At 60.3% G+C, this 19,853-nt stretch carries 21 protein-coding genes; 9 read left to right on the top strand and 12 right to left on the bottom strand.

The features are described from left to right. The first annotated feature begins 51 nt into the window (after positions 1 to 51). Entirely contained in the window at positions 52 to 942 is an 891-nt protein-coding gene (locus JYU29_RS10190) for a branched-chain amino acid aminotransferase (protein ID WP_213984690.1), read from the top strand. An 82-nt stretch (positions 943 to 1,024) separates the two neighbouring features. Here JYU29_RS10190 and JYU29_RS10185 read toward each other — a convergent pair whose 3' ends face one another. Continuing rightward, entirely contained in the window at positions 1,025 to 1,720 is a 696-nt protein-coding gene (locus JYU29_RS10185; protein ID WP_213984689.1) for a ZinT family metal-binding protein, read from the bottom strand. A gap of 173 nt (positions 1,721 to 1,893) precedes the next feature. Here JYU29_RS10185 and JYU29_RS10180 point away from each other — a divergent pair, with 173 nt between their 5' ends. Next, the gene (locus JYU29_RS10180) at positions 1,894 to 2,544 is read left to right on the top strand and encodes an MBL fold metallo-hydrolase (protein WP_213984688.1); all 651 of its coding nucleotides are present in this window, start codon (positions 1,894 to 1,896) and stop codon (positions 2,542 to 2,544) included. Positions 2,545 to 2,616: 72 nt separating this feature from the next. Here the strand turns inward: JYU29_RS10180 and JYU29_RS10175 are convergent, their stop codons facing one another. From JYU29_RS10175 to JYU29_RS10165, 3 genes are all read right to left on the bottom strand, one after another. After that, positions 2,617 to 3,072: a BA14K family protein gene (locus JYU29_RS10175; RefSeq protein WP_213984687.1), complete on the bottom strand. Its 456-nt coding sequence runs from the start codon at positions 3,070 to 3,072 to the stop codon at positions 2,617 to 2,619. A 128-nt stretch (positions 3,073 to 3,200) separates the two neighbouring features. Continuing rightward, positions 3,201 to 3,413: a cold-shock protein gene (locus tag JYU29_RS10170; protein ID WP_213985028.1), complete on the bottom strand. Its 213-nt coding sequence runs from the start codon at positions 3,411 to 3,413 to the stop codon at positions 3,201 to 3,203. Positions 3,414 to 3,666: 253 nt separating this feature from the next. After that, positions 3,667 to 3,879 (bottom strand): cold-shock protein, encoded by a 213-nt coding sequence (locus tag JYU29_RS10165; protein ID WP_213984686.1) that lies wholly within the window; start codon positions 3,877 to 3,879, stop codon positions 3,667 to 3,669. Positions 3,880 to 4,423: 544 nt separating this feature from the next. Between JYU29_RS10165 and clpS the strand changes: the two genes are divergently transcribed. After that, positions 4,424 to 4,729 (top strand): ATP-dependent Clp protease adapter ClpS, encoded by a 306-nt coding sequence (gene clpS, locus JYU29_RS10160; protein ID WP_213984685.1) that lies wholly within the window; start codon positions 4,424 to 4,426, stop codon positions 4,727 to 4,729. 7 nt (positions 4,730 to 4,736) lie between these two features. On the opposite strand, the gene JYU29_RS10155 is transcribed toward clpS, so the two are convergent. Both JYU29_RS10155 and uvrB read right to left on the bottom strand, forming a co-directional pair. Next, positions 4,737 to 5,336, bottom strand: coding sequence for a DUF922 domain-containing Zn-dependent protease (locus JYU29_RS10155; RefSeq protein ID WP_213984684.1), 600 nt, complete (start codon positions 5,334 to 5,336; stop codon positions 4,737 to 4,739). 2 nt (positions 5,337 to 5,338) lie between these two features. Further along, complete coding sequence (uvrB, locus tag JYU29_RS10150) at positions 5,339 to 8,308, bottom strand: excinuclease ABC subunit UvrB (protein ID WP_213984683.1); 2,970 nt, start codon at positions 8,306 to 8,308, stop codon at positions 5,339 to 5,341. A 214-nt stretch (positions 8,309 to 8,522) separates the two neighbouring features. Here uvrB and JYU29_RS10145 point away from each other — a divergent pair, with 214 nt between their 5' ends. Genes JYU29_RS10145 through JYU29_RS10125 form a run of 5 tightly spaced genes read left to right on the top strand, consistent with a single transcriptional unit; the run spans position 8,523 to position 11,965 of the window. Beyond that, a complete protein-coding gene (locus JYU29_RS10145) occupies positions 8,523 to 9,743 on the top strand; it encodes an NAD-dependent epimerase/dehydratase family protein (protein ID WP_213984682.1) in 1,221 nt (406 codons plus the stop codon). 9 nt (positions 9,744 to 9,752) lie between these two features. Continuing rightward, the gene (locus JYU29_RS18505) at positions 9,753 to 10,013 is read left to right on the top strand and encodes a DUF4258 domain-containing protein (protein ID WP_213984681.1); all 261 of its coding nucleotides are present in this window, start codon (positions 9,753 to 9,755) and stop codon (positions 10,011 to 10,013) included. Beyond that, a complete protein-coding gene (locus tag JYU29_RS10135) occupies positions 10,010 to 10,204 on the top strand; it encodes a DUF2283 domain-containing protein (RefSeq protein ID WP_347879878.1) in 195 nt (64 codons plus the stop codon). Before JYU29_RS18505 ends, JYU29_RS10135 begins: the two co-directional genes overlap by 4 nt. Before the next feature lie 10 nt (positions 10,205 to 10,214). Next, complete coding sequence (locus JYU29_RS10130) at positions 10,215 to 11,036, top strand: glycosyltransferase (RefSeq protein ID WP_213984680.1); 822 nt, start codon at positions 10,215 to 10,217, stop codon at positions 11,034 to 11,036. Then, positions 11,033 to 11,965, top strand: coding sequence for an NAD-dependent epimerase/dehydratase family protein (locus JYU29_RS10125; RefSeq protein WP_213984679.1), 933 nt, complete (start codon positions 11,033 to 11,035; stop codon positions 11,963 to 11,965). The genes JYU29_RS10130 and JYU29_RS10125 overlap by 4 nt, the downstream gene beginning before the upstream one ends. Before the next feature lie 60 nt (positions 11,966 to 12,025). Here JYU29_RS10125 and JYU29_RS10120 read toward each other — a convergent pair whose 3' ends face one another. Together JYU29_RS10120 and JYU29_RS10115 are read right to left on the bottom strand one after the other, a co-directional pair. After that, the gene (locus JYU29_RS10120) at positions 12,026 to 13,243 is read right to left on the bottom strand and encodes a mandelate racemase/muconate lactonizing enzyme family protein (protein ID WP_213984678.1); all 1,218 of its coding nucleotides are present in this window, start codon (positions 13,241 to 13,243) and stop codon (positions 12,026 to 12,028) included. Between the two features lie 9 nt (positions 13,244 to 13,252). Continuing rightward, on the bottom strand, positions 13,253 to 14,869 hold the full coding sequence (locus JYU29_RS10115) for a GMC family oxidoreductase (protein ID WP_213984677.1): 1,617 nt from the start codon (positions 14,867 to 14,869) through the stop codon (positions 13,253 to 13,255). A gap of 160 nt (positions 14,870 to 15,029) precedes the next feature. Here JYU29_RS10115 and JYU29_RS10110 point away from each other — a divergent pair, with 160 nt between their 5' ends. Next, positions 15,030 to 15,413 (top strand): acyl-CoA thioesterase, encoded by a 384-nt coding sequence (locus JYU29_RS10110; protein ID WP_213984676.1) that lies wholly within the window; start codon positions 15,030 to 15,032, stop codon positions 15,411 to 15,413. Between the two features lie 42 nt (positions 15,414 to 15,455). Here JYU29_RS10110 and JYU29_RS10105 read toward each other — a convergent pair whose 3' ends face one another. The 4 genes from JYU29_RS10105 to JYU29_RS10090 form a co-directional block, all read right to left on the bottom strand. Then, on the bottom strand, positions 15,456 to 16,760 hold the full coding sequence (locus JYU29_RS10105) for a hemolysin family protein (RefSeq protein WP_213984675.1): 1,305 nt from the start codon (positions 16,758 to 16,760) through the stop codon (positions 15,456 to 15,458). A gap of 94 nt (positions 16,761 to 16,854) precedes the next feature. Further along, entirely contained in the window at positions 16,855 to 17,631 is a 777-nt protein-coding gene (locus tag JYU29_RS10100) for an extensin-like domain-containing protein (RefSeq protein ID WP_213984674.1), read from the bottom strand. A 170-nt stretch (positions 17,632 to 17,801) separates the two neighbouring features. Beyond that, entirely contained in the window at positions 17,802 to 18,842 is a 1,041-nt protein-coding gene (locus tag JYU29_RS10095) for an extensin-like domain-containing protein (protein ID WP_213984673.1), read from the bottom strand. A gap of 53 nt (positions 18,843 to 18,895) precedes the next feature. Next, positions 18,896 to 19,792 carry a DMT family transporter gene (locus JYU29_RS10090; RefSeq protein WP_213984672.1) on the bottom strand — a complete coding sequence of 299 codons (897 nt, stop codon included), beginning with the start codon at positions 19,790 to 19,792 and terminating at the stop codon, positions 18,896 to 18,898. Between the last annotated feature and the right edge of the window lie 61 nt (positions 19,793 to 19,853).

The following is a 19,853-nucleotide window of genomic DNA, read 5'->3' as shown; positions in this document are numbered from 1 at the left end:
CGCTACAAACGGGATTCGTCAATTATAACAAGCGCTCCTAGGGAGATTACCATGGCATCGGTCCCATTCGACCAACTGGATGGCTTTATCTGGATGAACGGTGAGTTCGTGAAGTGGGCGGATGCCAAGGTTCACGTCCTGACGCATGGCCTGCATTATGCAAGCTCGGTTTTCGAAGGTGAACGCGCTTATGGCGGCGAGATCTTCAAGCTGGAAGAGCATACCAAGCGCTTGCACGATTCTGCCGAGATCCTCGGCTTCACCATTCCTTATTCGGAACAGGTGATCAACGAAGCCTGCCGCGAGCTTTTGCGCAAGCAGGGCTTCAGCGACGCTTATGTGCGCCCAGTCGCTTGGCGCGGCTCGGAGATGATGGGCGTTTCGGCGCAGAAGAACCGCATCAACTGCGCCATCGCCATCTGGCAGTGGCCGTCTTACTTCGACCCCGAGCAGAAGCTGAAGGGCATCCGTCTGGACATGGCAGAATATCGCCGTCCGGATCCGCGCACCGCTCCGTCGCGTGCCAAGGCTGCCGGCCTTTACATGATCTGCACGCTGTCGAAGCATGCCGCGGAAGCCAAGGGCTATGCCGATGCGCTGATGCTCGACTGGCGCGGCCAGGTTGCCGAAGCCACCGGTGCCAACGTGTTCTTCGTCAAGGACGGCCAGCTGCATACGCCCTTGGCGGATTGCTTCCTGAACGGCATCACGCGCCAGACCGTGATCGAGCTCGCCAAGCGTCGCGGCCTGACCGTCAACGAACGTGCCATTCAGCCGGAAGAGCTGTCGACCTTCAGCGAATGCTTCCTTACCGGCACGGCTGCGGAAGTGACCCCGGTTTCCGAGATCGGCGAATTCCGCTTCACGCCGGGCGAAATCAGCAAGCAGCTGATGAACGATTACACGGCTGAAGTGACGCCGAAGCAGATCGCCGCCGAGTAAGCGGCACTCTGCATTATCATCATTACCAATGCGGCCTCCGGCAGATGTCGGAGGCCGCATTGGTTTCAAGGCTCAGCGCTGCCTAGTGCGCCAGCATTTCCTCGACGATCTGATCCTTGTTCATCGCGAAGGGATAATAGGTCGGCCAGTTCGTGACCTCCTCCAGAAGCGCGGCACGATCATCTCCGAAATAAAGATGGAAGTGACCGGCCTTGCGTGGAGCGATCGTATGATCGCTGAACTGGAAGTAATCGGGCGCGGCATCGTCACCTGATGTCTTCTTGAAGATGTAGCGCACGCCGCGATTGCCCTTTTCATAGGTCAGGATCTCGAACCCATCGCTCTCATAGGTCGCCTTGGACGGCTGGCGCTGCTTGTAGAAGGTGACGTCGTTGCCTTCGATGCTGATCCAGTCGACATCGGTTTTGTAGCCGGTTTCGTAATAGGCCTTGTATTCCGCAGCCGTCTTGTCGCCGGTCTTGGCCTTCTTCTCCATCACCGGGTCGAGCGTGCCGTCGGTCATATAGGGATAAACCGACTGCCAGTGGCCTTCCCAATTGGATAATGGGCGCTCCTTGACCTGATCATCCTCGAAATAGCCGGAGGAAATCTTCTTTTCTTCCTCGGTTTGCGGATGATGGTGGTGGCCTTGGGCGTGCTCGTGGCCATGGTCATTCGAGGAGGCAGAGCCGCTGTCGGCTGCAAAGACTGCGCCGGTGAACAGAAGCGTTGATGATAGAGCGAGGGCGGCGGCGCGCCGGACGAGGGGGTGGTTCATGAAACTCTCGCAGTTGAGGGCAATTAGTTCGTTACGGTGTAACATAACGTAATGGTGTTACATTCTGCGTTTGCGGGATGCAAGGGGGCGGTTCACGCGAGTGGTGGAAGGCAAACTTGTTTGCGCGCGGCAAGCAGCTTATGCCCGGGTGCAAACATCTAGGGAGATCACGCATGGGCCAACTCAACGCGGCGATCGTGCCGGTCACGGCATTTCAGCAGAACTGCACCATCCTGTTCGATGCCGAAACGAAAAAGGGCGTCGTGGTCGATCCCGGTGGGGACGTACCGCGCATCAGGGAAGCGCTCGAGCAGTACGGCATCGAAGTCGAGGCGCTTTGGCTCACGCACGGCCATATCGACCATGCCGGCGGCGCGATGGAACTGAAAGAGCTGCTCGGCGTGCCGCTGATTGGCCCGCATGAAGCAGATCTGCCTTTGCTCCAGAACATCGAAATGCAGGCGCAGCGCTTCGGGGTTGCGGACAGCGTGCGCAACTGCACGCCGGATCGCTTCCTCACCGAAGGCGAAACGGTGGGGTTCGGCGAGCACGTGTTCGAGGTCCTGCATTGCCCGGGCCATGCGCCGGGGCACGTCGTGTTCTTTAATCGCGCCGCAGCTTTCGCGCATGTTGGCGATGTGCTGTTCAATGGCTCGATCGGGCGCACCGATCTGCCCGGCGGCGATCACGCTGCGCTGATTGCGTCGATCAAGACCAAGCTGCTGCCGTTGGGCGATGAGATCGGCTTCATCTGCGGCCATGGTCCGGGCGGGCGCTTTGGTGAAGAGCGCCGCACCAATCAGTTTCTGACGGATGCTGGCTGACACGCAACAGGTTCGAAAACGAAAAACGCCGCGGCTGGAACCGCGGCGTTTCTTGTTGGATGTCTCGTGAAATCAGTTGGCTTCGCAGAACCGGGTCACGCCGTCATAGCCGACAAAGGTGCCGGTCGACGGGTTGAAGCTGCGATAACGGTCCGAGCAGTAACGGTACCAGTCACGCGACCACGGCTCGATGTTGTAGCCGCCGCTGTAAACGACCTGTGGACGCGACTGCACGTAACGAGGCTGCTCATAGCGCGGCTGAACGTAAACGCGGCGCGGTGGCGGCGGAGCGTAATAGCCGTCATCGACGATGATGCGCTGGCGCGGCTGCGCCAGGGCGGCACCGGCCAGTGCACCCACTGCCAGACCGGCAATGCCTGCAACGGCTGCGTCACGACCGTCATGGCGGTGATGACGATAGCCATCGCGATAGCGCCAATTGTCATGCGCCTGGGCGAGCGGGATGGTGGAAAGGGTGGTTGCGGCGACCGCCGCGGACAAAACAAAGGACTTGAGGAAGCGCTTCATCTCATATCTCCTGCGCCGGTCTTGGAGGAACTCACCAGCTTGGTTCACACCCTAGCGCGCGTCACCTGAACGCGCGCTGAATGGGCCGGTTCCTCGAAAACAAGCGCAGCAGTCGCCGCGAAGATGGTTCAGCCGATCGTCAGATTGACGGCCTTGGGGCCTTTGCCGCGCTTGTCCGGCTCGGTGTCGAAATGAACCTTCTGGCCATCCTGCAGATCCGGCAGGCCAGACGATTGCACGGCCGAAATGTGGACGAAGACATCCTTGCCGCCGTCATCCGGCGTGATGAAGCCGAAGCCCTTTTCTGCGTTGAAGAATTTAACAGTTCCGCTTTGTGCCATCTGTTCTTCCCTCGTTCCGTGGATCAGCCGGAACGCATGCGCCCGGTCAGCGCCGGCGCGAGCAGGAATATCCGTCACAAGGCTCAAGGCGGCACCGCGCCTTAGTGTTGGCTGATTTCAGCCGCCTCGGCAAGAAAAAGCTTCCGCCCGGCGTGATCGTCAGCGACGATCGAACAAGCGCGGGGAAGGTCCCCCGCACCCGATGGTTTGGAACGCGCGCCTTTTTGCACGCGATTACGGCTTCAGCCGATCATCATGCAGGGCGCAGGTTAACCGCCTTCGGACCCTTGCCCATGCGATCAGGTTCGACTTCGAAGCTGATCTTCTGTCCGTCGGTCAGAGAGTGCATGCCTGAACGTTCAACGGCTGAAATGTGCACGAACACATCCTTGGCGCCATCGTCGGGTGTAATGAAGCCGAAGCCCTTCGTTGCGTTGAAGAACTTCACAGTACCAGTCTGCGCCATAGAGGGATAACTCCTTGTCCCAAGCTTTAACCGAACCGCCCGTGTTGCCTCCGGCCGGTCTTCCTCCCGCATTCCTGCGAGTTTCCAAATAGTCATCGCCGGCGAACGATGGTCTTCCCGGACCCCCAGCCGCAGATGCCTAAGCGTCAGCATTTATCGCATGGAAGAAAAAGCCCGGCAAGAGGTACAACCTAAAGTCTAAAGGCGGGCCCGCCTATAAGTACTTGGAAGGGTTCGACCTTTGATTGAAATCATACCGGGTTTCTTGACAGGATGTCAGATGAACTGGATGAGCCACGCTTTGTAGTTGCTTGATCCGCAAGGCTCTTGGCCGCCATCGCGTGCCGAGCTCGGCTTGCCCTAGTCAGCAACAAGACGAGCTTGCCCCGCCGCTGTTGGCGCAAAGACTGAGAGCCCCTATAATAAAGGCACGACGCGTTTTTGCGCGCCCTGTCAATCACCAAGGAAAGAGCGGCCGTTTGTTGTGGCACTTGTTTGCCGGCGCTGCCGTGTTTTCGTTCCAGATCGAAAAGGCTGATCGGCCATGAGCGAGATCGATACATCGCCCGTCACCAAGGTGCGGCCAAAAACCGAGCGGCCCAAGCTGCACAAGGTCATTCTGGTGAATGACGACTTCACCCCGCGCGAGTTCGTGACCGCCGTGCTGAAGGCCGAGTTTCGCGTCAATGCCGATACGGCCAACCAGATCATGATGACGGCGCATCGCAAGGGTGTTTGCGTGGTCGCGGTGTTTACCAAGGACGTCGCCGAAACGAAGGCGACACGCGCCACCGATGCTGGCCGCAACGCCGGCTATCCCTTGTTGTTCACCACCGAACCAGAGGAATAAGCGGTTCTCACCGTCCGCCGTTTACCAGGTTGAGGATCAGCTGATGGACATTGCCGCCATCGCTCATCTCCACCCGATCAAATTCGCTGGCTTGGCGGCGCTGGTCGTTTGAGGCTGCGCCGAGCAGGGGCTGGATCGATTCCCGGATCGCCTGGCATTCCGGATCATTAGGCTGAAAGAAGCCGACCGTTTCCTTGTAGATCCGGTTCGCCATCGCCTTGATCTGGTCGCCATGCACCTTTTCATGCGCGAGAATTCCGGCGCTGAAGGTCTTCCAGAGTTGCGCTGTGCCTGACGGCAGCGCGCCTTTGGCTTTCGGCACGGTATAGGTAATGGTCAGAAACGGAATGGCCGATACGAGCCGGCAGCCATTGCCTTCGCGCTGATAGTTGCGCCGCCATTTCAGGTCAAAGTTGGTATGGGCGATCGTGCCCGTCACCGCCATCCCACCGATGCGCGGGCCATTCTGGCCGATGGACTCGTAGAGTTCCGGACCGGTCGATCCGGACACAGCATAGGTCTTCACCTGCTCCGTCGCCTTGACCTGCGACAAAGCGGGAAAGGCGGCTCCGAAGATAGCGAGAGCGACCGCGAGCGGCAGGCGCATCCTCACCGGCCCGGACGCCCGGTCTTGGACTTGCGCCGCTTCTGCTTGGCGACATCCGCAGGGTCTTCATAGGAACCGACGCCGACACGACCGTGGATCAGCGGGCGCACATCGTCGGCAGCATTCGGTGCGGGCTTCTCAGGCTTGGCGCCTTCAACCGGCTTTTCCGTGCGGCGGACCGTCATTTCGTCGAGCGAGTTCTTGCGGAACAGTGAGCGCGACACGGCACCGGCCGGCGTCGCCGTGTCCGTGCCCGGACCCATATTGTCGAGGTCGGGCTTGGCGAACAGCGGCTTGCCCGTTTCCTCGTCCACGGTGCGATGCAGCGCGCGGCCCTTGTTGTGCTTGCCCTTCTCGCGGCCGGACGCGGGGCTTTCATACTCGACCTGCCGCGCCAGCGGATCATCCGAAATGGCGAGTTCGGCTTCGCGCAGCCTTTTGACCTCGTCGCGGATGCGCGCTGCCTTTTCAAAGTCGAGATCGGCGGCGGCGTTGCGCATTTCCTTTTCGAGATAATCGAGATGCGCCTTGAGATTGTTGCCGACGAGATTGTTGGCGCCGCCCTTTTCCTTGGCGCCGGGGATCTCGGCGCGCACATGGTCGCGCTCGTAAACGGAATCGAGAATGTCCGAAATGTTGGAGCGCACGCTTTCTGGCGTGATGCCGTGCTCGGCATTATAGGCCAGCTGCTTTTCGCGACGGCGGCTGGTTTCCTCCATCGCACGCTGCATCGAGCCGGTGATCTGGTCGGCATACAGAATGACTTTGCCGTCGACGTTACGCGCCGCGCGGCCGATCGTCTGGATCAGTGACGTCTCGGAGCGCAGGAAGCCTTCCTTGTCGGCATCCAGGATCGCCACAAAGCCGCATTCGGGAATATCGAGACCTTCGCGCAGCAGGTTGATGCCCACCAGCACGTCGAATGCGCCAAGACGCAGATCCCTGAGGATCTCGATGCGCTCCAGCGTGTCGATGTCGGAGTGCATATAGCGCACGCGCACGCCTTGCTCGTGCAGATATTCGGTGAGGTCTTCCGCCATGCGCTTGGTGAGAACGGTACACAGCGTACGATAGCCTGCCGCCGTGGTTTCGCGGATTTCGCCCAAGACATCGTCGACCTGCGCTTTTGCCGGACGCACTTCCACCGGCGGGTCAATCAGGCCGGTGGGGCGGATGACCTGCTCGGCGAAAACGCCGCCGGACTCGTCCATTTCCCAGCCGCCGGGCGTCGCGGAAACGGCCACCGAAAGCGGCCGCATCGCGTCCCATTCCTCGAAGCGCAGCGGACGGTTGTCCATGCAGGAAGGCAGGCGGAAGCCGTATTCCGCCAGCGTCGCCTTGCGTCGAAAGTCGCCGCGATACATGCCGCCGATCTGCGGCACGGTGACATGGCTTTCGTCGATAAAGACGAGCGCATTGTCGGGAATATATTCGAACAGCGTCGGCGGCGGATCGCCGGGGCGGCGGCCGGTAAGGTAGCGCGAATAGTTCTCAATGCCGGCGCAGGAGCCGGTTGCTTCGAGCATTTCGAGGTCGAAGCGTGTGCGCTGTTCCAGCCGCTGTGCCTCGAGCAAACGCCCGGCACGCTCCAGCTCGACAAGACGGCCCTGCAGTTCTTCCTTGATCGACTTAATAGCCTGGTTCAGCGTCGGGCGCGGCGTCACGTAGTGCGAGTTGGCGTAGATCTTCACCGACTTCAGGTCGCCGGTCTTTTTGCCGGTGAGCGGATCGAATTCGGTGATCTGCTCGATCTCGTCGCCGAAAAGGGAGATGCGCCAGGCCTGGTCTTCCAGGTGGGCGGGGAAGATTTCGATCGTGTCGCCGCGCACCCGGAACGAGCCGCGTACGAAGTTGATGTCCTGCCGTTTGTATTGCTGCGCCACGAGATCGGCGAGCAGCTGGCGCTGGTCCAGGCGATCGCCGATCGTCATCTGGAACGTCATCGCCGTATAGGTTTCGACCGAGCCGATACCGTAGATGCACGACACCGACGCGACGATCACCACATCGTCGCGTTCGAGCAGCGAGCGCGTCGCGGAGTGGCGCATGCGGTCGATCTGTTCGTTGATTGACGACTCCTTTTCGATAAAGGTGTCGGTGCGCGGCACATAGGCTTCCGGCTGGTAGTAGTCGTAATAGGAAACGAAATACTCGACCGCGTTTTCGGGGAAAAACTTCTTGAACTCGCCGTAGAGCTGTGCCGCCAGCGTCTTGTTTGGCGCCAGGATCAGCGCCGGACGCTGCGTTTCCTCGATCACCTTGGCCATGGTGAAGGTCTTGCCCGAACCAGTGACGCCGAGCAGTACCTGCGTGCGGTCGTGGTTCGACACGCCTTCCACCAGGTCCTTGATGGCCGTTGGCTGATCGCCCGACGGCTTGAACTCGGTCTGCATCTTGAGGGTGATGCCGCCTTCGGACTTTTCCGGTCGCGTCGGGCGGTGCGGGGTCCAGAGAACGCCGTTCTTGTGCAGCGGATTGCCACTCTCGATCAGCGCCGACAGGGCCGCAACCGTGGCGGTCACGCCCGAGCTGCTCAGCTTGTCGGCGTCTTCGAGGCTGACATCCATGCCGGCAACCGGGTTAAGGCCCGCCGCCGCGCGCTCCTTCGGCGTGGCCGCGCCGCCCATGGACGTTCCGCGCGATGACTTGGTGGCGCTGGCGGACCGTTCCGGCACCTTCTTCACCGCTTTCGGCTTCTTGGCCGCCGCGGCTTCCGCTTCCTTTTCGATCTGCTCCGCCCAGTCAGCGATCGAGCCCGACAACGGCGCGCCGGTCAGTTCCATCTGCGGCGCTTCGCCGAAGCCGTCGCGCGACGCATCATCGGCGGCATCCACCGGCCCTTCATCGGCATCGATCGTGTCTGTTGGCGCCCGGCCGCGATGCAGCGGCTCGGAGGCATCAAGATAATCGGTCAGCGGATTGCCGCGCTTCTTCGGACCCGAAGGCGCTTTGCGGGAAGGGGAATTGGCCATGCCGGTAATATGGGAGGAGTCTCTGCAGAGGAAAAGAGCTTCCGGCCGTTGGTTGCGTCATGGTCCGCAATGAAGGCGCCGCCTAACGCGCCAAGCTGCTGAAAAGCGCTGGGTATCCCAGAGTTGATTCGTAAAAGTGGTGCTTCAGGCGTGTTCCTGTCACAAAAACCGGCTAAGGGAACGCCGGTTTTGATGAGAGACAAGGATCGAATCGATGAAGATTGCCGTTCTGGGTGGTGATGGTTTCGTCGGCTGGCCTACTTCGCTGCACCTTTCCGATCAGGGGCACGACGTCCACATCGTCGATAATCTGTCCCGTCGCTGGATCGACACCGAACTCGGCGTCCAGTCGCTGACCCCGATGGATTCGATCCAGGAGCGCACGCGCATCTGGCATCAGGAAACCGGCCGTCGCATCCATTTCCATCTCATCGATCTCGCGCGCGATTATGAAGTGCTGAAGAGCTGGCTGGCCGCCGAACGGCCGGACGCCATCGTGCATTTCGCCGAACAGCGTGCCGCGCCTTATTCGATGAAGTCGGACCGGCACAAGAACTACACGGTCAACAACAACGTCAACGCCACGCATAATCTGCTGAACGCGATGGTGGAGATCGGCCTCGATGCGCATCTCGTGCATCTCGGCACGATGGGCGTGTACGGCTATTCCACGATCGGCGCGGCTATTCCGGAAGGTTATCTGCCGGTCGGCATCGAGACGATGACGGGCGAAACGGTGAAGCAGGATATCCTGTACCCCACCAATCCCGGCTCGATCTATCATATGACCAAGACGCTGGATCAGCTCCTGTTCCAGTTCTACGCCAAGAATGACAGCGTGCGGATCACCGATCTGCATCAGGGCATCGTTTGGGGTACCAACACCGACCAGACGCGCCGCCACGACCAGCTCGTCAACCGCTTCGATTATGACGGCGACTACGGCACGGTTTTGAACCGCTTCCTGATCCAGGCAGCGATCGGTTATCCGATCACCGTTCATGGCGTCGGCGGCCAGACCCGCGCCTTCATCCACATTCAGGATTCCGTGCGCTGTATTGAACTGGCTCTGAACAACCCGCCGGCGAAGGGCGACAAGGTCAAGATCTTCAACCAGATGACCGAAACGCACCGCGTGCGCGATCTGGCCGAGATGGTTGCCCGCATCGCCGGCGGTATGGTCGCCTACCTGCCTAACCCGCGCAAGGAAGCGGCCGAAAACGATCTGGTGGTCAAGAACGACCAGTTCCGCGCGCTCGGCCTCAACCCGATCACGCTGGAAGAAGGTCTACTGTCCGAAGTCATGGATGTCGCCAAGAAATACGCCTACCGCGTCGACCGCAGCCGCATCCCGGCCGTGTCGGCCTGGACCAAGGACATCGCGCCAACCCTGGAGCATGATCCGGAAGGCAAGCGGCTGAAGAGCGTGAGCTGAGAACAACCGGTGGCTGTGAAGCCACTGGTTTACACCAGACATGCCGCCGAAGCCCTAAGCGAGCGGGAAATCGATCGCTCATGGGTGGCGGAAACCATTGAACATCCTGACTGGACTGTTGCTGATCCGGCTGGCTCTGGTGTGGAGCGCAGGTACAAAGCGATCCGAGCGTTCGGAGATCGTATCTTGCGGGTTGTTTGCTTGGAAAGCGCTGGAGAGGTCCGTATACTCACCGCATTCTTCGATCGGAAGGCGAGGCGACCGCAATGAGCATGAAGGTGAGCTACGACGCTGATGCGAATGCGGCCTATATCCGGCTGTCCGGTTCCAAGGTCATGGAAAGCGAAGAGGTCAAGCCAGGCGTCGTTTTCGATTTCGACAAGGAAGGTCATATCGTCGGTATCGAATTGCTCGATGCCAAGAAGCAGTTGTCGCATGATCTGCTGACGGCGGCCGCCTGATCTCACTTTGATGCCCAAAGCCTTCGTCACCCTCGTCACCAACGCGGATTATGCCCTCGGTGCCACTGTCCTGCTGCGCTCCCTGAAGCGCACAGGCACATCAGCCGATCTCGTCGTGCTTCATACTGGCGGCGTTGCGAGCCATGATCTGGAAACTCTCGAGCGCGAAGGCGCGAAGCTGATTTCGGCTGAGCTGCTGCCGACCTCCGACGCGTTCAACGAGCGTCATGCGCGCGCAAGGTTGCATGGCAACGCGCCCTTCACCAAAGGGCGCAAGCCCGGCTTTCACACGCCGCTCGACAATTTCGCCAAGCTTCGGCTGTGGCAGCTTACGCAGTATGAGACGGTGGTTTTTCTTGATGCCGACACGCTTGTGCTGCGGTCGATCGACCGTTTGTTCGCTTATCCGGAATTTTCTGCAGCACCAAATGTCTATGAAGGGCTCGGAGACTTCCACCGCCTGAATTCTGGCGTGTTTGTCGCCAAACCATCCAGCATGACATTTGATGCCATGCTTTCACGTCTGGATGAGCCCGATGCCTTTTGGCGTCGCACGGATCAGACGTTTCTGGAAACCTACTTCCCGAACTGGCACGGACTGCCGGTATTCGACAACATGTTGCAATATGTCTGGTTCAACATGCCGGATCTGTGGAACTGGAAGTCCATTTCCGTGTTGCACTTTCAGTACGAGAAGCCCTGGGAGATCGACCATCCCAAGGCGGACCGGCTGAGACCTCTCATCGACCTCTGGCAGGCGTTCCGCACGGGCGCAGCCATTCCCGACATCGACACGCTTCCAAATCCGAGTTCGAACACGACTGCGCAATGACATTCCCGATCTCGGTTGTTTCCGGCGGCACCGGCTTTGTTGGCCGCTTTATCGTCAATGGTTTGATCGAGGCGGGCCATCATGTGCGCGTGATCGGTCGGCATGCGCCCAATCGCGGCGATTTCGTCGGGCCGGTCGCCTTCATGACCGCGAGCCTCGGTGACGAAGTCGACTGGTCGCCGGCCTTCAATGGCGCAAGCAATTTCATTCATGCAGCCTTCGATCATCTGCCCGGCCGTTTCCGTGGCGGGGAGGGGCTTGATCCCGAAGGCTTCAAGAACAGAAACATCAATGGATCGGAAGCGCTGTTCAAGGCTGCGAAGTCGGCGGGCGTTGCGCGCGCGATCTTCCTGTCGACACGCGCGGTTTACGGCACACAGCCGCCGGGCAAGATCCTCGACGAAGACACCCGTCCGCATGCCGATACACTGTATGGCGAGGTGAAGCTCGCCGGAGAGCGTCGTTTGCAGGCGCTAGCCGATGCGCGTTTTTGCACCACGTCGCTGCGCGTCACAGGCGTTTACGGTCCGGCTACCGCTGGTCGTGAAGACAAGTGGACGCCGATGATCCGCTCATGGCTCGCGGGAACGCCGATCGAGCCGCGCGCCGGCACCGAAGTGCATGGCCGTGATGTTTCGCGTGCCGTGGAGCTTCTGCTTGAAGCGCCGATCGACGACGTTTCAGGCAAAGTCTTCAACGTGTCTGACCTGATGGTGGACAACAGCGACATTCTCGCCATCGTGCAGGAAGCCACCGGCCTCGCCCATCCCCTGCCACCTGCGGCGGACACGACGGCTTTCAATCCGATGGCGACCGAGCGTTTGAAGGCACTTGGCTGGCATCCCGGCGGCAAACGCCTGTTGCAGGAAACGGTCAGGGATCTGCTGGTTGCGGTCGAGCAAGTGGATCGCCCGGCTCCCGCAGCTTGATCGCTACGCAGGAGCTGGTTTGAACGTCGCTCTTCAGCGTCTCGGCTCTGCACGGCAAGTCTAGCGCGACAGAGGCTCCTGCTTCATCTCGAGGTGCAGCCCCGTGCCCGTCCAAGGATTTGCCTCGCAAACCGCTTCATCCAGTTCAACGCCGAGCCCCGGTTCGCTGGAGGGAATGACGTGGCCCTCTTGCCAGTCGATCTTGCGCTTGAGCAGGCTGGCATGAAAGCCGTCCCACTGCTTCAGCGATTCCAGGATGAGGAAGTTTGGCAGTGTCACCGCCAGCTGGATGTTCGCCGCGCCGACGATCGGTCCGCAATAACAATGCGGTGCGATCTGGATGTGCCAGGCTTCCGCCATTGCCGAGATCTTCTTGGTTTCAAGAATGCCGCCTGAGCGCCCGAGATTGGGCTGCAGAATGCTGGCCGCTCGTTGCTCGATCACTCGTGCGAACTCGAAGCGCGTCGTCAGACGCTCACCCGCAGCAATCGGGATCGACGTGCCGCGTGCGATCTCTCGCATCACCTCCGGCATATCAGGCGGGCAGGGCTCCTCGAACCATAGCGGATCATATGGTTCGATTACCCGCGCCATGCGCAGTGCGCCGGATGCCGTGAACTGGCCATGCGTGCCGAACAGAATATCAGCCTTGTTGCCAACCGCTTCGCGGATCGCCTTCATCATGCGCGCCGAAAGATCGATGTCGATCAAGCGCGGCTGATGCCCGTCATGCACGGTATAAGGACCTGCCGGATCCAGTTTCACCGCGTCGAAGCCTTGCGCGACATAGTCAAGCGCGCATTCGGCGGCGAGATCTGGATCGTTGTAGACATTGCGACCGGAGCTCGACCCGCCTTCGGTATGGACCGAGCCTGTTTGCGGATAAAGATAAGTGTAGGATCGCAGCGTCTCATGAACTCTTCCGCCGAGCAACTTGTAGATCGGCTTGCCGGCCTCCTTGGCGATAATGTCCCAGCACGCAATCTCCAGCGCCGAAAAACAGGCCATCACGGTCGGGTCCGGCCGTTGCGAGAAGCCGACCGAGTATGAGCGGCGGAAGAACACTTCGATGTCGTGGGGATCGTGTCCGACAAAAATTCTGTCTGCCAGATCCTCGATCATCTTTGCCGTGAGATGCGGATCGAAGCTCGCCGAATAGGCCTCGCCATAACCATGCACCCCGCAATCGGTGGTCAGCCGAACGAAGATAAAATAGCGGCCGCCGATACCTGGCGGCGGATTGCCGACCACCCAGGTCTTCACATCGGTGATCTTCATGAGCGTCTCCTAGCAATGATCCTCAAGCACCATCTCGGCACCCTTCCAGCCCGTCAGGATGGCAGCCGCATTCGTGTTGCCGGTGATGTTGGAAGGAAAGATCGAGGCGTCTATGATGCGCAAATTGCCGAGATCATGGACAGCCAAACGGGAATCCACGACTGCAATAGCGCGGTTTGCTCCCATACGGCAGGTCGAAACCGGGTGATATACGGTGCCGGACCGGCGTCGGAAGTCGTCGATCAAGGCGTCATCATCCTGAACCGACGGTCCTGGCAGAACCTCCTCGGCAATCACATCCGCAAAGGCCGACGTCGCCGCCAGCTTCCTCAGAAACTTGACCGCTTCCAGCATCTCCGCCACGTCATTATCCGTGGAATAGGCGTTGGGAGAAATGCGTGGTTGTTCAAGGGGATCTGCTGATCGGATCATGATTTCGCCTCGGCTGGAAGGGCGACAATTCGACAGGCCGATAGAGAAACCCGGCCAGGGATCAGGCGACAGGATCGGCCGCTCGCCGGGCTTCGGCAGAACGGTCGAAAAAGCCTGGAAATACAGCTGCATATTCGGCCTGGCATGGGTAGGGTCGGTGCGGAAGAAACCGCCGCCTTGGTTCATGCTCATCGACAAGGGTCCGCGTCGCAAGAACAGGTATTGGCTCCCCACCAAAGCCTTGCCCCACCAAGGCCTAAGGATCTGGTTCAGCGTCTTCTGTTTGGCACGCCATGTGTAGTTGATCCCCAGATGATCCTGCAGGTTGGCGCCCACATTCGGGTTGTCGAGCAGAACCGGAATGCTCAGGCTCTGAAGCAGCTTAGCTGGTCCGAGTCCCGAAAGCTGCAGCAGCTGCGGCGTGTTGATCGAGCCGCCGGACAGGATCACCTCACGCCCCGCTCGCGCCGTCTTCATCTGCCCGTTCTGCCGGTACTCGATGCCGACCGCTTGGCTACCCTCGAACAGAACGCGCGTGGCATGCGCTCCGGTTTCCAGCCTGACATTGCGCCGCTTCAGTGCGGGCCACAGAAAAGCCCTTGCCGCCGACATGCGCCGGCCTTTGTAGGTGGTCAGCTGGTAGATGCCGACGCCGTCTTGGCTGATGCCGTTGAAGTCGGAATTGTGAGGCAAGCCAAGCTCTTGGCCAGCTTGGAGGAAGCGGCGGGTAAGGGGGTGTACGAAGCGAATGTTGTCGGTGACATGTACCGGGCCACCTTGCCCGCGCCATTCGTCCGCGCCTGCCTGATTGTCTTCGATCGCCTTGAAGGCCGGCAAAAGATCATCATAGCTCCAGCCTTGATTGCCGGCGGCCGCCCAGTCGTCATAATCCTCCCGCGCGCCGCGAATCCAGACCATCGCATTGATCGAACTCGACCCGCCCAACAGCTTGCCGCGCGGCCAATGATCCACATTGCCGGCCAATCCTGGATCAGGTTCGGTGCGGTAGTTCCAGTTGACCGCTGGATCGTAGAAGGTCTTGCCGTAGCCCAGCGGCATCTGGACATAGAAGCGCTTGTCCGTGCCGCCCGCTTCCAGCACCAGTACGGAAAAGCGGCCGCTGGCCGACAGCTTTTCGGCGACAACGCAGCCAGCAGAGCCGGCACCGACAATGATGAAATCGTAGGTTTGCATGACGGGCTGGCCTTTGCGGATAGGTCAGCCTAGCCAGCATTCGAGCCGCCGGTTACGCAATGCTCCGGCATCGCTTGTGAAAAATGCGACGGGAAAACGGGGATGCGTTGCCTCTGTCTTTAAGACTGGATAGCTCTGAACAAGAGCTCAGGAGATCGCCATGTCGGACCAGCCCCGCGGACAACTTACACTGCGCACCCTCGCCATGCCGGCCGATGCCAATGCCGCTGGCGACATCTTCGGCGGCTGGGTCATGGCGCAGATGGATCTGGCCTGCGGCATCCGCGCTGCCGAACGGGCGAAGGGCCGGGTTGTGACGGCTGCGGTGCGGGAAATGTCTTTCGCCAAGCCGATGAAGATCGGCGACACGCTGGAGATCATGACCGATATCGTGAAGATCGGCCGCACATCCATCACCTTGCATGTCGAGGCGTGGGCGAAGCGTTATCTTTCGGATCTGCGCGAGCGCGTAACGCATGCCGAAATGATCATGGTTGCGCTCGACAAGGACGGCAAGCCAACGCCGGTACCTGCAGAAGCGTAAGCGCCAACTAAAAAAGGCTGCCGAGGCAGCCTTTTCGTTTAGTCAGGCCACTGTTGCCCTGTGGGTTTCCAACGGCTTCGACGCGATGATCTTGTCGATACGGCGCCCGTCGAGATCGACCACCTCGAAGCGCCAGCCCATGGCTTCCAAGGTCTCGCCGGTTGCAGGCAAATGGGAGAGCTGCGCCAGGATGAAGCCGGCGACGGTTTCATAATCACGGTTTTCCGGCAGCAGAATGCCCAGCCTGTCGGCCATTTCGTCAGCCGGCATATAGCCCGCGATCAGCCAGGAGCCGTCTTCGCGCTGCAGAAGGCTAGGGCCTTCATCGGCGTCGGACTTGAACATGCCGGTAATGGCTTCGAGAATGTCGGCGGGGGTGACGATACCTTCGAAGTGGCCGTATTCGTCATGAACGAGGGCCATCGGCACATCGGCTTCACGCAGAACGGTGATGACATCCAGCGCATCGGCATTGTCATGCACGATCGGCGCCTGACGCACGAAGCTCTTGATGTCGAGCGACTTGCCCGTGAGGATCGCGGCCAGCAACTCGCGTGTCTGGATGACGCCGATCATGTCATCGACGCTGTTGTCGCCGGCTGGTAGGCGCGAATGCGAGGTTTCCACCAGAGCGTCGCGGATCGTCTGCTGGTCAGACTGGATGTTGATCCAGTCGACATCGGTGCGCGGGGTCATGATGCCGCGGACCGTACGATCAGCCAGGCGCATCACGCCTGCGATCATCGCGCGCTCGTCGGTTTCGATGACGCCGGCACCTTCGGCTTCGGCGATGATCGTCTTGATCTCTTCGTCCGTGACCTTTTCTTCCGCTTCTTCCTTTTGGCCAAGGAGACGCAGAACGGCCTTGCCGGAAATGTCGAGGAACCAGACGATCGGTGCGCCGATCAGCGCCAATATGGTCATTCCCGGCGCGACTCGCGCTGCAACGGCTTCCGGGTTGCGCAAGGCGATCTGCTTGGGGACCAGTTCGCCGATGATGAGCGAACCATAGGTGATGATTGCAACCACGACGCCGACGCCGACAGCGTCGGCAATGCCGTTCGGCATACCGGATTCAACCAGAACGGACGTCAGGCGCTGGCCAAGGGTCGCGCCCGAAAACGCGCCCGACAGAACGCCGACGAGGGTGATGCCAATCTGAACGCTGGACAGAAAGCGGCCGGGATCCGAAGCCAGCTTCAGGGCACGCGCCGCTCCGCTGGAGCCGCGTTCCGCCATGGACTTCAGTCGTGCAGGTCTGGAAGAAACGACGGCAAGCTCCGACATGGCGAGCAAACCGTTGACAACGATAAGAACGAGAACAATCAGAACTTCAATGTAGACCATGCAGGTTCCTTACCACCACACCTGCTGCGATGCGAAGTGGGAATCCTGCAAGAACTGTTTCGCAGTCCGATGGTTTCCAATCTTCCACAGGCCATTAGCGGCAAGCGCGATAGCCGTTCCTGCGCTTCTTGATGTCGAAGTGGAAATGGTCGGCATGATCGGCATTGTAGCCGGGTCCGAGGACGGTGGTGAAGTAGGAGCAGCCATCAGCACGCACCGTATTGAGGAGGCCGCGAGCACGGAAGGCGAACAGGCCCTGCTTCTGCACCTTGATGTCACGGCCGTTCTTCAGCTCGATACGCATCACATCGAGCGCGTTGCCCTTGGAATGTTCGGATGCAACCGTGGTGCCCGCGATACGGCGGCAGGAATAGCTCGATCCCTGGTGGATCGTCTTGACGCCCGACCAGTAGCGCGAGCGGGCGCTGGGTGCGAGCTCCTTCTTGGTCCAGGTGGCGAAGGCCAGAGCCATGTCGCACGACAGCGTTGCGGCTGGCTTCATGGCGATATTGCCGGAAAAGCCCATCAGCTTGATCGGGTAATCGATGCGGCAGGAGCCGCCATCATTGATCGGGGCAAGATCCTGATAGGTCGCGCCTATGCGCTTCAAGGCACGCCGGCACGCGACTTCATCGGACGGCATGCCAGCTGCGCCGGCGCTCGACATCGGCAAGCTCAGGCGGGGATAACCGACCATCATCGGGTTCGACGGAACGAGGCGCTGCAAGCCGGTCGCTTTGGTGCTGGCGCTGCTCGTGTCGCTGCGATTGCCGCAGGCGGAAAGCCCGAGCAGAGCAAAGGCTGCCGTGAGCAGTGTTGCATGGCGCATGACGGCCGAGGCGCGCGAGCGGTTCAGGGGGCGGGCAGGCATCGGATTTCCCTTGGCAAGAGGGTTCCGAGACTATGAGCGAAGGGTAAAGGAAGCCTCAGGATCGATCTTCAGGGCTGTGTCCGAAATGAGGCAATCGTATTCAGATCAAACACTTAGCAGTTGGATCGCAACCATTGATTCACTATGTTGAAAGTTTGAATCAATGTTGCTTATTGGCAGAAGGTCACGCCGGGTTTTCGATCGGCCAGATCAAGGTGGAAATGGTTGGCGTGATCGGCGTCCGATCCCGGTCCCAGAACGGTGGTGAACGGGCCGCAGGCTGCGGCGCGAACTTCGGCAAGGAAGTCGGCTTCGGCCTTGTCGGTGGTTTTCTCCACCACGACCGAGCGGCCGTCGGCGAAGGTAAAGCTCATGATGTCGATGGCGTTGCCGAGTGCATGTTCGGATAGTTTCTGCGTTCCATGCCGCGGCCGGCAAACATAGCCCGATCCGTTCGCCATCGCCGTGACGTCTGTCTTAAGGTGCTTCTTCGCGGCTTCCCTGACCTTTGTTTGCAGGAACTTGGCCATGGTCAGCGACACGGCACAGTTCGCCACCACAGCAGGCTCGACCTTGATTCCGCCACCGAAGTTGGAGACGGAAACGGGGTAGGGCATGGAGCAGCCATTTTCGTCGCTCTCAGGTCCGCGATCTTCGAACACGACGCCGAGAGTCTTCAGTTCTGCGCGGCAGGCGCGTTCACTTTCAGGTTCGGCGCCGACGAGGGATTTCGGCAAAGGCGGGCCTTGTTCCGGTCGTGGACCGTTGGCGCGCTTCTGGGCCGGGGCGTCTTCTTCCTTCTTTGCGGTATCGTCCGGCTTTTCGGTTTTCGGCGCATCTTCCGGCCGGGTCTCCGGCTCTGGTGGCGCAGCGGGCAGCGCTTGTGGTTGTTCCGGTTCGTCGCTGGAGCGCGGTTCGCCGGGCACATCCTTGTCTTCTGACGCGGCTGCCGGTTCTTCCGGATTGGCCTGCGGCTTGGGCGGGCTTGCGGGAAGTTCCTGGTCTTGTTCGGTCTTTGGGGAGGACGGCTGCTCGGCCGGTTCGGTTTGCGAAGGCGGTTCTTCTTCCGGATTGGCTTGCGGCGCCTGCATGGTACGCGGCAGCTCGGGCTGCTCATCCTGCGTCTGAGCAAAACCGAAGCTTGGCATGGCAGCCATAACCACGCCGAACAGGATGGCAGTGCGAAGGTTGTTCCGCAGAGATGATGTCATTGCACCTAGATGGTGCATCGTGAAGCTGCGGCAACGGGCATGCCGCACCGCCTTCACGGTGTCAGGCGCGCAGCCTTTCGCCTCCACACTGCCGGCACGATCTCCACAACCAGCATCGAAGCGAGGATCAAGGCGCATCCTCCAAGGGCTGCGGAGGGCAAGCGCTCATGCAGGAAGATCGCGCCGAACAAGGCTGCGAAGACGGCTTCGGACGACAGGAAAATGGCGGCCTGGGACGCCGTCGTATAGCGCTGACCGACGACCTGAAGGGTGAACGCAAGGCCGCCGGAGAAGATACCGGCATACAGGATCTCCTTGGCCGCGCCGTTGATTGCTTGAACTGAGATGGGTTCGAAGACAAGGGCAGCTGATGTGCCGATGATTCCGCACACGGCAAACTGCGTTGCAGCCAACGTGATCGGGCGGCCGGTTTGCGCAGCGCTGCGGGCAATGAAGATCACCTGAAGCGAGCAGAAGGCGGCGCCGATGATCGTCAGCCAGTCGCCGGTGGAAAGCCCGGTCAAGGTTCCACCCGACAGGAGGAATATGCCAGTCAAAGCGCAAAGCGCTGCCGGCCACACCACCACATGCGGGAATTGGCGAAACAGAACCACGCCGAGGATGGGTGTCAGCACGACGTAGAGCCCGGTCAGAAAGCCGGAGTTCGTCACGCTGGTGGTGAGCAGCCCGAACTGCTGCGCGGTAATGGCGCCAAACAGCATCAAGCCGACCCAAACAAAGGCAAGCCACTGCGTACGCTTCAGCGGCAAGGCGGCTTTCGAACTTTCGCGCAGGACGAAAGGCAAAACGCAAAGCGTGGCTACAAGGAAACGCAGACCCACGAAGAGCAGCGGGCCGATCGTGTCCATCGCCGTTGCCTGCGCAACGAAGCCCATGCCCCAGATGGCACCGGCGAGGAGAAGAAGGAGATTGGCTTGAACGCGGGTCATGGCCGCCGCGCTACCCTATTCCATCATGGCCGTGAAGGAGCCAGAGCAGAATCCTCGTATT

This window comes from Tianweitania aestuarii (assembly GCF_018457165.1).
In the GTDB taxonomy this organism is placed as follows: Bacteria; Pseudomonadota; Alphaproteobacteria; order Rhizobiales; family Rhizobiaceae; genus Tianweitania; species Tianweitania aestuarii.
This window is presented reverse-complemented; position numbering and strand designations above follow the sequence as displayed.

Coding starts and splice junctions, on each gene's coding strand:
- JYU29_RS10190 (WP_213984690.1), top strand. CDS start 52: ATGGCATCGGTCCCATTCGACCAACTGGATGGCTTTATCTGGATGAAC.
- JYU29_RS10185 (WP_213984689.1), bottom strand. CDS start 1,720: ATGAACCACCCCCTCGTCCGGCGCGCCGCCGCCCTCGCTCTATCATCA.
- JYU29_RS10180 (WP_213984688.1), top strand. CDS start 1,894: ATGGGCCAACTCAACGCGGCGATCGTGCCGGTCACGGCATTTCAGCAG.
- JYU29_RS10175 (WP_213984687.1), bottom strand. CDS start 3,072: ATGAAGCGCTTCCTCAAGTCCTTTGTTTTGTCCGCGGCGGTCGCCGCA.
- JYU29_RS10170 (WP_213985028.1), bottom strand. CDS start 3,413: ATGGCACAAAGCGGAACTGTTAAATTCTTCAACGCAGAAAAGGGCTTC.
- JYU29_RS10165 (WP_213984686.1), bottom strand. CDS start 3,879: ATGGCGCAGACTGGTACTGTGAAGTTCTTCAACGCAACGAAGGGCTTC.
- clpS (WP_213984685.1), top strand. CDS start 4,424: ATGAGCGAGATCGATACATCGCCCGTCACCAAGGTGCGGCCAAAAACC.
- JYU29_RS10155 (WP_213984684.1), bottom strand. CDS start 5,336: ATGCGCCTGCCGCTCGCGGTCGCTCTCGCTATCTTCGGAGCCGCCTTT.
- uvrB (WP_213984683.1), bottom strand. CDS start 8,308: ATGGCCAATTCCCCTTCCCGCAAAGCGCCTTCGGGTCCGAAGAAGCGC.
- JYU29_RS10145 (WP_213984682.1), top strand. CDS start 8,523: ATGAAGATTGCCGTTCTGGGTGGTGATGGTTTCGTCGGCTGGCCTACT.
- JYU29_RS10135 (WP_347879878.1), top strand. CDS start 10,010: ATGAGCATGAAGGTGAGCTACGACGCTGATGCGAATGCGGCCTATATC.
- JYU29_RS10130 (WP_213984680.1), top strand. CDS start 10,215: ATGCCCAAAGCCTTCGTCACCCTCGTCACCAACGCGGATTATGCCCTC.
- JYU29_RS10125 (WP_213984679.1), top strand. CDS start 11,033: ATGACATTCCCGATCTCGGTTGTTTCCGGCGGCACCGGCTTTGTTGGC.
- JYU29_RS10120 (WP_213984678.1), bottom strand. CDS start 13,243: ATGAAGATCACCGATGTGAAGACCTGGGTGGTCGGCAATCCGCCGCCA.
- JYU29_RS10115 (WP_213984677.1), bottom strand. CDS start 14,869: ATGCAAACCTACGATTTCATCATTGTCGGTGCCGGCTCTGCTGGCTGC.
- JYU29_RS10110 (WP_213984676.1), top strand. CDS start 15,030: ATGTCGGACCAGCCCCGCGGACAACTTACACTGCGCACCCTCGCCATG.
- JYU29_RS10105 (WP_213984675.1), bottom strand. CDS start 16,760: ATGGTCTACATTGAAGTTCTGATTGTTCTCGTTCTTATCGTTGTCAAC.
- JYU29_RS10100 (WP_213984674.1), bottom strand. CDS start 17,631: ATGCCTGCCCGCCCCCTGAACCGCTCGCGCGCCTCGGCCGTCATGCGC.
- JYU29_RS10095 (WP_213984673.1), bottom strand. CDS start 18,842: ATGACATCATCTCTGCGGAACAACCTTCGCACTGCCATCCTGTTCGGC.
- JYU29_RS10090 (WP_213984672.1), bottom strand. CDS start 19,792: ATGACCCGCGTTCAAGCCAATCTCCTTCTTCTCCTCGCCGGTGCCATC.